The sequence below is a fragment of the Xanthomonas hortorum pv. pelargonii genome (assembly GCF_024499015.1).
GTDB classification, from domain to species: Bacteria; Pseudomonadota; Gammaproteobacteria; order Xanthomonadales; family Xanthomonadaceae; genus Xanthomonas; species Xanthomonas hortorum_B.
The window spans coordinates 1419410-1432058 of record NZ_CP098604.1 but is presented as its reverse complement, the minus strand read 5'-3'; the positions used below and the strand labels follow the sequence as shown (position 1 = coordinate 1432058).

The 12649-nt window shown below is 66.8% G+C and carries 9 protein-coding genes; 5 read left to right on the top strand and 4 right to left on the bottom strand.

All coding sequences use genetic code 11. The features are described 5' to 3' along the window. Positions 1–11: 11 nt before the first annotated feature. From kdpB to NDY25_RS06390, 5 genes are all read left to right on the top strand, one after another. Positions 12–2060: a potassium-transporting ATPase subunit KdpB gene (gene kdpB, locus NDY25_RS06410; protein WP_168957095.1), complete on the top strand. Its 2049-nt coding sequence runs from the start codon at positions 12–14 to the stop codon at positions 2058–2060. 3 nt (positions 2061–2063) lie between these two features. Then, positions 2064–2717: a potassium-transporting ATPase subunit KdpC gene (kdpC, locus tag NDY25_RS06405; RefSeq protein WP_168957094.1), complete on the top strand. Its 654-nt coding sequence runs from the start codon at positions 2064–2066 to the stop codon at positions 2715–2717. A gap of 76 nt (positions 2718–2793) precedes the next feature. Beyond that, positions 2794–5454, top strand: a complete 2661-nt coding sequence (locus NDY25_RS06400) for a sensor histidine kinase (protein WP_168957093.1) — start codon at positions 2794–2796, stop codon at positions 5452–5454. Further along, complete coding sequence (locus NDY25_RS06395) at positions 5444–6160, top strand: response regulator (RefSeq protein ID WP_168957092.1); 717 nt, start codon at positions 5444–5446, stop codon at positions 6158–6160. Before NDY25_RS06400 ends, NDY25_RS06395 begins: the two co-directional genes overlap by 11 nt. Before the next feature lie 291 nt (positions 6161–6451). Further along, entirely contained in the window at positions 6452–8422 is a 1971-nt protein-coding gene (locus NDY25_RS06390) for an alpha/beta hydrolase family protein (protein ID WP_168957091.1), read from the top strand. Positions 8423–8603: 181 nt separating this feature from the next. Here NDY25_RS06390 and NDY25_RS06385 read toward each other — a convergent pair whose 3' ends face one another. The 4 genes from NDY25_RS06385 to NDY25_RS06370 are packed head-to-tail and all read right to left on the bottom strand — an operon-like array spanning position 8604 to position 12648. After that, a complete protein-coding gene (locus NDY25_RS06385) occupies positions 8604–9992 on the bottom strand; it encodes an FAD-binding oxidoreductase (RefSeq protein ID WP_168957090.1) in 1389 nt (462 codons plus the stop codon). Next, entirely contained in the window at positions 9989–10528 is a 540-nt protein-coding gene (locus NDY25_RS06380) for a metal-dependent hydrolase (RefSeq protein WP_168957089.1), read from the bottom strand. Before NDY25_RS06380 ends, NDY25_RS06385 begins: the two co-directional genes overlap by 4 nt. Before the next feature lie 16 nt (positions 10529–10544). Further along, a complete protein-coding gene (locus NDY25_RS06375; RefSeq protein ID WP_006451851.1) occupies positions 10545–10913 on the bottom strand; it encodes a YraN family protein in 369 nt (122 codons plus the stop codon). Between the two features lie 4 nt (positions 10914–10917). Continuing rightward, positions 10918–12648, bottom strand: coding sequence for a penicillin-binding protein activator (locus NDY25_RS06370; protein ID WP_168957088.1), 1731 nt, complete (start codon positions 12646–12648; stop codon positions 10918–10920). Position 12649 lies beyond the last annotated feature (1 nt).

Genomic DNA, 12649 nt, shown 5'->3' with positions numbered 1-12649 from the left:
AGTTTTGAGCAATGTCTACGATCGATACGACTGAAAAACGCGAGCGCGGTGACGCAGCGTTGTTCGATGCTGCCGTGCTGATGGCGGCGATGCGTGCGGCCTTCCTCAAGTTGGCGCCGCGGCATCTGCTGCGCAGCCCGGTGATGGCGGTGGTGATGGGCGGTACGTTGCTGGCGGCGGTGATTACCGCCAGCGGGCATGGCAATGCCGGCTTCGGCTGGGCGGTGACGGCGATCCTGTTCGTCACCGTGTTGTTCGGCAATTTCGCCGAGGCCATTGCCGAAGCGCGTGGACGCGGCCAGGCCGCATCGCTGCGGCGTGCACGCAAGGACCTGGTCGCACGTCGCGTGGAAACCGCGCTCGGCGGTCGCGAGACGCGCGTGCCGGCGGCGGAGCTGCGTCCGGGCGATTACGTGATGGTGTCCGAGGGCGAATTCGTCCCGGCCGATGGCGAAATCGTGCGTGGCGTTGCCACCATCAACGAAGCAGCGGTCACCGGTGAATCTGCACCGGTGTTGCGCGAGGCCGGCACCGATCGCAGCGGCGTGATTGGCGGCACGCGGGTGCTGTCCGATGAGATCGTGTTCAAGGTCACCGCCGAGCCGGGGCACAGCTTTCTGGACCGCATGATCGCGTTGGTGGAAGGCGCCAACCGGCAGAAGACGCCGAACGAAATTGCGCTCACCCTGTTGCTGGCGGCGATGACGCTGACCTTCCTGATCGTGGTGGCCTCGCTGCCGGCGATTGCAGGTTTCGTTGGCGTCACGCTGGATCCGCTGTTGCTGATCGCGCTGCTGGTGTGCCTGATTCCCACTACCATCGGCGGGTTGTTGCCGGCGATCGGTATTGCCGGCATGAACCGCGCGCTGTCGGCCAATGTGCTGGCCAAATCCGGCAAGGCAGTGGAAGTGGCCGGCGACGTGGACGTGTTGCTGCTCGACAAGACCGGCACCATCACCTATGGCGACCGGCAGGCCACCGCGTTTCATCCGCTGGCTGGCATCGATCGTGCGCAACTGCGCGATGCAGCGATGCTGGCGTCGTTGGCCGACCCGACGCCGGAAGGTAAATCCATCGTCAAACTCGCGCGCCAGCAGGGTGCGGTGGCAGTCGAACCGGACGGCGCGCATTTCATTGCGTTCACTGCGCAAACGCGCATGTCCGGCGTCGATATCGCTGGGCGCAGCATTCGCAAGGGTGCCGGCGACTCGATCGTGGCCCATGTGCAGGCAATGGGCGTCACGGTCTCGCCGGAATTGAACGGGCGCATCGAAGAAGTCGCACGCGGCGGCGCCACGCCGCTGGTGGTGGCCGAAGGCCGGCATGTACTGGGCGTGGTCGAGTTGAGCGATGTGGTCAAGCAAGGCATCAAGGAAAAGTTCGCGCAGCTGCGTGCGATGGGCATCAAGACGGTGATGATCACCGGCGACAACCCGCTCACTGCCGCCGCCATTGCCGCCGAAGCCGGCGTGGACGATTACATTGCGCAGGCGCGCCCGGAAGACAAGCTGGCACGCATCCGTGCAGAGCAGGCTGGTGGACGGCTGGTGGCAATGGTCGGCGACGGCACCAACGATGCACCGGCGCTTGCCCAGGCCGATGTGGGCCTGGCGATGAACTCCGGCACGCAGGCGGCCAAGGAAGCCGGCAACATGGTCGATCTGGATTCGGATCCGGCCAAATTGCTGGCGGTTGTCGAAGTGGGCAAGCAGCAGCTGATCACGCGCGGTGCCTTGACCACCTTCTCGCTGGCCAACGACGTCTCCAAGTATTTCGCGATCCTGCCGGCCCTGTTTGCTGCGGCGATTCCCTCGATGGCGGCGCTCAACGTGATGCAGTTGTCCAGCCCGCGGCATGCGGTGCTGGCGGCGTTGATCTTCAATGCGCTGATCATTCCGGCGTTGATTCCGTTGGCCTTGCGCGGCGTGCGCTTTCGTCCCTCCAGCGCCACGGCCTTGTTGCGCCGGAACATGCTGATCTACGGCGTGGGTGGCGTGTTGCTGCCGTTTGCCGCAATCAAGTTGATCGACCTGGCGCTTGTCGCCGCTGTAGGAAACTGAGTCATGACGATTTCTTCAAACACCAACCTATCCACTTCGCTGCCGTTGCGCGACGACGGCGTCTTGCGCGGCTCGGTAATGCTCGCGTTGTTCATCCTGCTCGGCCTAGGCTTGAGCTATTCGCTGATCGCCACCGGCATCACTGGTGCATTGTTTCCCGCGCAGGCGCACGGCTCGCTGTTGCGTGTGGATCAGCGCGTGATCGGTTCGTCGCTGGTCGCCCAGCCGTTCGCCGATGCGCGTTACTTCCAGCCACGCCCCTCGGCCGCCAAGTACGACCCGACTGCGGCGGCCGGCAGCAACCAGGCGCGTTCCAATCCCGACCTGCAAGCGCGCATCGCGGCAACGCGTGCAGAAGTTGCTGCACGTGACGGTATCGCAGCAGAGGCTGTGCCGAGCGAGTTGCTCACCCAATCCGGCAGCGGCCTGGACCCGCACCTGAGCCCGGCCGCCGTGCAGGTGCAACTGCGCCGCGTCGCCACCGCGCGTGGCTGGCCGGAGCAGCGCGTCGCCGCCCTGGTGCAAGCCGCCACAGAACAACCGCAGTTCGGTTTGCTTGGGCAGCCGCGAGTGAATGTTCTGGCGCTGAATCTGGCGCTTGATCGCGCCGGGAATGGGGAGTCGGGAATCGGGAATGGGGTGAAGCAAAAGCACTAGGATCATCGGGCAGCTGTAGGCTTTGCGATTCCCCATTCCCCATTCCCCATTCCCCATTCCCCATTCCCCATTCCCGATGATTGACGCCCGTACCCAACAAGCCGACGCACTCATCGGCGAACTGCAGCGCGAACATGGTGGGCGCCTGACGGTGTTTCTGGGCGCGGCGCCCGGCGTGGGCAAGACCTACGCCATGCTGTCGCGCGCACGCGAGCGCTTGCGGCAGGGCATGGACGTGGTAGCCGGTGTGATCGAAACCCACGGCCGCAGCGAAACCGCTGCGCTGCTGGAGGGCCTGCCGCTGCTACCGCGCGCTCGCGTGAGTTACCAGGGTCGCGTGCTGGAGGAATTCGATCTGGACGCGCTGCTGGCGCGCAAGCCAAAGCTTGCTCTGATCGACGAACTGGCGCATCGCAATGTGCCAGGCAGCCGGCATGAGCGGCGCTGGCAGGACATTGTCGAACTGCTCGATGCCGGCATCGACGTCTACACCACGGTCAATATCCAGCATCTGGAAAGTCTCAACGACATCGTGCTGCGCATCACCGGCGTGCGCGTGTCCGAGACCGTGCCCGATGCGGTGTTCGACCGCCTGCGCGACATCGTGCTGGTGGATCTGCCGCCGCGCGAACTGATCGAACGGCTGCAGCAGGGCAAGGTGTATCTGCCCGAGCAGGCCACGCAGGCCTTGCAGGCATTTTTTTCGCCATCCAACCTAACTGCCTTGCGCGAGTTGGCAATGCAGACTGCCGCCGACCGTGTCGACAGCGATCTGCGCGACACCCAGGCTGCGCGTGGTTTGCCCGGCACCGCTGCCTTGCGTCGCCGCGTGGTGGTGGCCATCGACGGGCGTGGCAGCTCGGATTATCTGGTGCGGGTGGCGCGGCGGTTGTCCGAGCGCCGCGATGCGCCGTGGACGGTGGTCACCGTGCAGACGCGCACCTTGGCCGATGCCGCGTGGCAGCTGGAAATCGACCGCGCGTTCGCACTGACGCGTCGGTTGGGTGGCGACACCGCGTTGCTGCACGGCGCCAACGTCGCCGAGGCATTGCTGGATTTCGCCGCGCAAAACGGCGTGTCCACGCTGGTGCTGGGACGCACTCGCGAGCGCCCGCTGGCGCGCATGTTCAACCGCACGCTGACCCAGCAATTGCTGCAGCGTGGCGCGCACTACGAACTGGTCATCGTCAGCTCCGCCGATGCGCGTGCACGTGCACGTCAGCGCTGGCGCAACCCGCGCCAGTGGCTGCAGCGTTACGACCTGGCGTTTGCGGCGATCGCCGCCGCTGCGGCGGTCGCGGTGGCGTGGGTGATCCAGCGCTGGACCGACATCGACGATCTGTCGATGGTGTTCATCGTCGCAGTGGTGCTGGTGGCCTCGCGCACGCGCATGGCGGCTGCGGTGATCGCTGCGCTGCTGAGTTTTGTCGCCTACAACTTCTTCTTCATCGAACCGCGCTTCACCTTGCATATCAGCGCGCGCCAGGGCGTGGTGACGGTGTGTCTGTTCCTGATCGCCGCACTGGTTGCCGGGCGCCTGGCCTCGCGCCTGCGTAGCCAGGTGCTGGCACTGCGCGCCGCCAACACGCATGCCAATGCACTGCAGACGCTGGCGCGCGAACTCAGCACCGCCGCCGATCTGGGGCAGGTCTTGGAAGCCGGACGCCGCGCGTTGGCGACAGCGCTCGATGCAGAAACCTGGCTGCGTCTGGAGCAACGTGAAAGCGATGCACCGGCCAGCTTCGGCGCACTCGATCGCAGCGCAGCGGATTGGACCCAGCGCCACGGTCAACCGGCCGGCCGCTTTACCGATACGCTGGCCGGCGCGCAGTGGTGGTGCCTGCCGGTGCGGCACGAACGGGGTAGCCTGGGTGTGGCCGCATTGCGTTTCCGCCAGAGCGTGCAGCGGCCCGGCCTGGAGCAACGCCGGTTGGCCGAGGCGATGGTGGAAGACATCGGCCAGGCAGCGTTGCGTACGCGTCTGGTCGCCGATCTGGAAGGCGCGCGCGTCAGTGGTGAAACCGAGCGATTGCGCTCGGCGTTGCTGTCCTCGGTCTCGCACGATCTGCGCTCGCCGCTGGCGTCGATGATCGGCTCGGCCAGCAGCCTGGCCAGCTACGGCGATGCGATGGACGCGCAGGACCGCCACAGCCTGCTCGACACCATCCAGCTCGAAGGCGAGCGGCTGGACCGCTACATCCAGAACCTGCTCGACATGACCCGGCTCGGCCACACCGGGCTGACCTTGAATCGCGACTGGATCGGCGTGGACGAACTGCTCGGCTCGGCCACACGCCGGCTGCAGCGCTACCAGCCGGCGGTGCGCCTGCAACTGGATCTGGCCGCCGACCTGCCTGCGATCTGGGTGCATCCGGCGCTGGTGGAACAGGCCATCTTCAACGTGCTGGAGAATGCGGCGAAATTTTCGCCACCGGGTATCGCGGTGACTGTGCAGGCGCGGCTGCAGGCCGGCGCCTTGCAGATCGATATCGGCGACCAGGGCCCGGGCATTCCCGAAGACGAGCGCGCCCGCATTTTCGACATGTTCTACAGCGTCGAGCGTGGCGACCGCGGTCGCAATGGCACCGGGCTGGGCCTCGCCATCTGCCAGGGCATGATCGGCGCGCACGGCGGCAGCGTGGAGGCGCTGGCCGGCGCAGATGGTCACGGCACCACGATCCGCATTACGCTGCCGTTGCTCGTTCCCGCCGCGCCACCTCGCCCCGATGCCGACTGACCCCACTGCCATCCCGCCTGCCCGTGTGCTGATCGTCGACGACGAGCCGCAGATCCGCCGCTTTCTCGACATCAGCCTGCGCGCGCAGGGCTATCGCGTGCTGCAGGCCGGCACCGCCGAAGAAGGCCTTGCCCTGCTGGCCGGGCAGGGCGCCGAACTTGTGGTGCTGGACATCGGCCTGCCCGATCGCGATGGCCACGAGGTGCTGCGCGAGATCCGCCAGTGGTCCAGCGTGCCGGTGATCATGCTCACCGTGCGCGCCGGCGAAACCGAAAAGGTCGCCGCGCTCGACGCCGGCGCCAACGACTACGTCACCAAGCCGTTCGGCGTGCAGGAACTGATGGCACGCATCCGCGCGCTGCTACGCCAGGCCGGCGCCGGCAGCACGGTGGAAGAAAGCGTGTTCGACGACGGCCGCCTGCATATCCATCTGGGCCTGCGCGAGGTCACGCTGGCGGGCGAAGCGGTACCGTTGAGTCGCAAGGAATACGCCTTGCTCGCGCTATTGCTCAAGCACGCCGGCCGCGTGGTCACCCAGCCGCAACTGCTACGCGAAGTGTGGGGCCCCACCCACGAAGAAGATACACATTACCTGCGCATCCTGGTCGGCAAGCTGCGCCAGAAACTGCACGACGATGCCGCCGACCCGCATTACATCGTGACCGAGCCGGGTGTGGGTTTGCGCTTTATCGGTGTGACGCGTTGATCAACGCAGCGCAGGTGCTTTGTGGCGAAGGCGCGGACAGCTTGAGTGAAATCCGGTTGCCCCGGATGGTGCAAGGTCGGCTGAGGCGTTCGGTCGCGCGATGCGGGAGCCCGCAAGCACGTGGGTGCAATGCGGCCAAGACCTCGCCCTGATGGGGGATGACCTCGAACGAGACCAGGGGCGGGCCCAGGACATGGTCTGGTACGCGTTGCAGGTGCTTTCACGCCGCCGCTAATGGCATGCCAACATGCGCGGCGCAGCATGCGTCGGCATTTGGAAGAGGTGGGTGACATGCGGTATCGGTTCGGTGTGTTGTGGCTGTTGTCGGGTTGGCTGTTGTTGACCTGCTGCGCGTTTGCACAGACCGTGCCGACGCCTGCGCAGATCATGCAGCTGCGCAGCGTGGGCGACCCCCAGATCAGTCCGGATGGTCGCCGCATCGCCTACACCGTCGCCATCCCGCAGGCGCAAGGCAAGCCGCCGCTCAGCAAGATTTGGCAGATACCCGCACGCGGTACCGCTGCCGCGGTGTCGATGCCCTCAACCGATGAGGCCAACGACCAGCATCCACGCTGGTCTGCGGATGGCCGAAGGCTGCTCTTCCTGTCGACGCGGCCGTTGCCGGACGACGCCACCCGCGAGCAACTGGCGCCAGCTCAGGTCTGGCAACAGATGGGAGGGGCGGCACCGCAGCTGCTGACGCGTTCGGCTGGCGAGGTCAGTGAGTTCTCGTTGTCGCCCGATGCGCGCCAGATCGCGTACCTGGCGCTGGATCCGCCCACCGCGCAGGCAACGGCCGATGCGGACGCAAAGCGCGATGCCGTGCAGATCGAGCGGCCAACCCGGTTTTCACGGGTGTGGGTGCGTGATCTGCAGAGCGGCCAGACGCGTGTGCTGACACCGCCCGGCCTGCAAGTGCACGACCTCGCCTGGTCACCGGACGGCCGGCAACTGGCGCTGCGCGTGTCCGACGGCACCACGCTCAACGACTACTGGTACGCATCGCGCGTGCAGCTGTTGTCGCCGCAGGACGGCGTGCTTGGTGCGGTGCTGGAGCCGCATGCCTCGGCATTGCCATTGCAATGGTCACCGGATGGCAGCCGGCTGCTGTATGGGCAACTTGGCGAGCACGGCATGGTGGCGAATCTGGTGGTGCACCAGCTGCGCAGTCAGCGGCGTGTGGTGCTGGCACAGGACTGGCCCGGCACCTTGTGGCTGGCGCGCTGGCAAAACGACAGCAGCTTGATCGGCGAAGGATTACAAGGCGTACGTGGCGCCTTTCTGCGCATCGATGCCGACAGCGGGCGCTGGAAGCCGCTTGCCCAGCCGCAGATTCCGTATCAGGCATTCACCGTTACGCGCAATGGCGATATTGCCTATCTCGGCCTGCGTGATGACCAGCCTGCCGAGGTCTGGACGCTGCGCGCTGGTCAGCTCGCGCAGCGCAGTAACACCAATTCACAGGTCGCCACCTGGGCGCATGGCCAGCTGCGCGAATTGAGCTGGACTTCATCGCGCGATGGGCGATCGATCGCGGGCGTGTTGGTCACGCCGCCCGGCTGGAAGGCGGGAACGCCGTTGCCGACCTTGGTGCAGATCCACGGGGGACCGGGAGCTGCCTGGGCGTCCGGCTGGTTGGGGTCCTGGCATGACTGGGCGCAACTGCTGTCCACCCATGGCTACGCGGTGCTGTTGCCCAACCCGCGCGGTTCCGAAGGGCAGGGTGCGGCGTTTACCGAGCTGGCGCGCCACGACTGGGGCGGTGCGGATTTTCAGGATGTGCTCGACGGCGTGGACCAACTCGAACGCGAAGGCGTGATCGATCCTGCGCGTCTGGCCATCGGCGGCTGGAGCTATGGCGGTTATCTGTCTGCATGGGCAGTGACGCAGTCATCGCGCTTCAGGACCGCCATCGTCGGTGCAGGCGTGGTCGATATTGGCGCCATGGCGCTGACCACCGATGTGCCCGATTACCTGCCGGGCTATTTCGGCGACCCGGTGCGCAACCGTGTCGAATACGACGCACACTCGCCGATACGCTACGCCGACAAGGTGCATGTGCCGGTGTTGATCCTGCATGGGCAGGCCGACCGACGCGTACCGCCATCGCAAGGCGACATGTTGTACCGTGCGCTGAAACTGCAGGGCACAGCGGTCGAGCAGGTGACCTATCCGCGTGGCCCGCACTGGTTTTACGAAACCGAGCATGGCGTGGATGTGCAACAACGCGTGCTGGATTGGCTGGATGCGCAGTTGCGTTGAGTCGTGGCGGTGCTGCTCCGCAGCTCATCGTTGCTGCGGGGGACACTCTCTCGACTTCGACTTCGACTTCGACGCCGATGATCGTGCCATCGGCGCACTGCGCTCTTCGACCCCGGAAACGAGCCAGGCCAGCGCAGCGTTCACCGGATCACGTTCGGCAATCCAGGTGCGTCGCTGCGGGTCACTCAACGGGTGGCAACACCTTGCCTGGGTTGAGAATCCCGTCCGGATCCAGCGCGGCCTTGATCGCACGCATTGCCGCCAGCGTCGGTGCACTGAAAGCCTGTGTCATGAAATCGCGCTTGGCCACGCCGATGCCGTGCTCGCCGGAAAGCGTGCCTTCCAGCGCCAGCACCAGTGCGAACAGGCGCGGCAATGCGGCGTGTGCGCGTGCGTCTTCATCGGCATCGGCCGGGTCGTACATGATGTTGACGTGCAGGTTGCCGTTGCCCGCATGGCCGAAGGCGACGATGGGCAATGCGAATTCCGCAGCGAGTGCTTCCACACCGGCCACCAGTTCGGGAATGCGCGACACCGGCACTACCACGTCTTCGTTGATCTTGCCGGGCTTGATCGTGCGCAATGCCGGCGACAGCGCGCGGCGCGCCGCCCACAACTTGTCGCGCGCGCTGCCATCGGCGGCAATGTCCAGGCTCAACACGCCCTCGCCATTGGCGGCGTCGTGCAACGCCTGCAATGCATAAGGCAAGGTGTCGTGATCGCCATCGGCTTCGATCAACAACATCGCGCCTGCCTCGGGCACATCGCTGCCGTTGCGGCGCAGCAGTGCGATTGCGCTGGCATCCATGAATTCCAGCATCGTCGGCGTGGTCGGTTGCGCCATGATGCGCGACACCGCGGCTGCAGCGGTGGCCGCATCGCGATACAGCGCGCGCAAACCGGCTTGTGCGATTGCGCGCGGCGTCAGCTTCAACGTCGCTTCGACGATGATCGCCAAGGTGCCTTCGCTGCCGACCAGCAAATGCGTGAGGTCGTAGCCGGTGGAATTCTTGGTATACGCACCGCCGCAGCGGATCACCTCGCCGGTGCCGGTCACTGCCACCAGGCCGAGCACGTTGTCGCGGGTGGCGCCGTATTTCACTGCGCGCGGGCCGCCGGCATTGGTGGCGAGATTACCGCCGACACTGCAGATGTCCGCACTGGACGGATCCGGTGGCCAGAACAAGCCGTGCGGCTGCAATGCCTGTTGCAAGTCGCCATTGAGCAGGCCCGGTTGCACGATGGCGCAGCGATCCGCCGGACGCAGCGCAAGGATGCGGTTCATGCGCGCCATCGACACCACCACGCCGCCGGAAAACGGCACTGCGGCACCGGTGGTGCCGGTGCCCGCGCCACGCGCCACGATCGGCACGCCATGCGCGCGGCAGGCCTGCACGATCGTCACCACCTCATCGGTATCGCGCGGCAAGGCGACCGCGGCGGGCAATGCCCAGCGGTGCGAATCGTCTTCGCCATAACGACGCCGCGCATCGTCGCCGGTCAACCAGCCATCGGGTCCAAGTCGTGCTGCCAGCAGTTCGGCCAGCGCGGTGGGAAGCACATCGGTCATGACGGGTGATCCTGTGGTGCCGCGCGCTGGATGCATTTCCACCCCAGCACTGCGACGGTGAGCGGCAGCCAGACCCAGCGCAGCTCGGAGAACAGCGTGGCAAGGCCGCGCGCATTGAAGAAACCGTTGGCGAATGGCGACACGCGAATCGGCCGCCACGGCGCGAACCAGCGCGCATCGCTCCACGGCCAGGTCAACGCAACGCCGAGGCCGCCGGACGTCATCGCATCCAATACAGGATGCGATGCGGTGCAGACAAACAAGAACGCTGCGGCCTGCAGCGCATCCGCACGCAACACGCGATGCGCAATGCCACCGAGTAATGCAATCACCGCGGCGAACACCAACGAGTGGCTGGCACCACGGTGACCGAACGCATCGGCATAGGGAATGTGCAGCGCGAACGCCACCACATCGGCATCCGGCAACATCGCCGCAACGATGCCGGCACCGAGCAAACGTGGCGAGAGGCGGCCGCGTTCGCTGGCGCACCAGAGCGCCAGCGGCACCGCGGCGTGGGTGAGGATGGTGGGCATCGCGCGTGGGTCGTTGTCAGCAGTCGTCGGCGCGGAAGGCGTCGCGGATCCAGTTCAACACCGGCGGCTCGCCGCTGGCTTCGACCACATCGAAGCGGCACGGCAAGCTCGCCAGTGCCGGGTGATAGGCAAGGAACACTTGCGCGGCCAGCACCAGTTTGCGGCGCTTGCGCCGGTCCACCGATGCAGCGCCGCCGCCGAAGCGGTTGTCGCGCCGATAACGCACTTCCACAAACACCAGCGCTTGCCCGTCGCGCATCACCAGATCGAGTTCGCCGCCGCGGTAGTTGGCATTGGCCACGACCAGCCGCAGACCGGCCTGCTCCAGCAGCGCGCGTGCCAACGCTTCTACCGCCGCACCACGTTGCTGACGCGCTGCCGGCATGGCGTCAGCGGCCGTCGGCGATCGGCACCGGGCGGCCACCGTTGAAGGTGGACCACGCCGGTGTACGCAACACGTTGCCGAAGCCATCCAGATGCAAGGTGCCGGTGGCGCCGCGCAGGCCGCCGTCGGCGCCGGTGGCCAGCTTTTCCAGATACGCGCTGATCTTCCAGGCGTCGTAGCCGAATGCGAACAGGCGTGCGCCCGGCCCGCGTGCGCTGGGCAGCGTGCTGGCCACCTGGGTGGAGGCCGGCAGGCCGGACACGCCCAGGGCGGTCCAGGTTTCGCTCGGGTAGATGATGCCGTCCAGCGCCAAATCGTCTTCGACCTTGCCGGTGCCGGCCACCAACTGCGAGGTACCCACGCGCGATTTGCCGGCGAAGCCGCTCAACGCCAACTGCGGCGCCAGCGCCCGCGCCGTATTGCCGCGCACTGCCAGAAATACCGCATCGGCAGTGCCGTAATTGCGTAGCTGCGCGCCGATATCGCCCGGTACTTCGGCCACGCTGATGCTGCCGGCGACGGTGCCGCCGCGTTCGGTAAAGCGGTCGCGGAAGGCCTTGATGGTGCGCTTGCCGTTGTCGTCGCTGGTGCCGACGATCAGCACCTTGCGGCGCTCGCGCGAGAGCAGATATTCGGCGGCCATGATGCCGTCGTCTTCCGGCGCCAGCGAGAAGCCGGCGCTGCCGCTGGGCGGTGCCTTGTTGTCGGTGGGGCGGTTGAGTGCCAGCACCGGCACCGCCAGTTGGCCGCGTGCAAACACCGCGCTGACTTCGTCGCGCCCCAACGGGCCGACCACGTAGTCCACACCGGCGCTCACGGCCTTGTCGTAGGCGGCATTGGCTCCGGCGGCGGTGCCGGCGGTATCGAAGAAGCGCAGTTCCGGGCGGCGGCGGGTTTCGGCGTAGTAGCCTGCCAGCAGACCGTCGCGCACCGGCGCCGAGGCGGTGGCCAGATTGCCGCTTAGCGGCAGCAGCACGCCCAGCTTGATCGGCGGGCGATAGCCATCTCGCTCGGCCGGCGGGCGCTTGCTGGTGTCGAAGCCCCACTGCGCATCGCGCTCGAACGCACGCGGCAGCGCCAAGCCGCGGCTGATCATGGCGCGGCCGGCGAAGTTGTACAGCGGGTCGCCGGCCGGCAGTGCGGCGGTGCGGCCTTTGAGCGTGGCGTCGTCGAGCGCGGCGAGCAGGCGCACGATTGCGCGCTGGTTTTCGCTGCGCGCGGTGCCGGTCAGGCTGGCATCGGCGCGTGCGCGGTCGGCGGCGGCACCGAACAGGTCGCCGGTGCCTTCCAATGCGGCGGCGCGTGCCAGCAGCCAGCGGGTCTGCAACGGCTGCGGCAGGCCTTGCGGGCTGTCGCCCAGCGCCTGCAGCGCTTGCGCGGCCTGCTTGTCGATCACCGCCAGCTCGCCGGTCAATAGCTCGAAGCGGGCGCGGTCTTCGCCGCTGAGATGGCGCGGGGTCACCTGCGCCAGCAGCGTGCGCGCACGTGCGTCATCGCCGGCGTCGTGCCAGCCGAATGCAGATGCGGCCAGCAGGCGGCTGCGCTGCGCACCGCTGGCGCTGGCCGCCTCGGCTTCCAGTTGCTGCGCCGCCTCGCGCGGCTTGCCCTGGTCCAGTAACGCCAGCGCCGCGCTCTGGGCCGGCGACGCAGGCTGCGTCACGCTGCTGGTGGCGCAACCGGCGGCCAGCATGACCAGCAGCGACAGGGCGGAGATCCTTGCAACACGCTTGTTCATT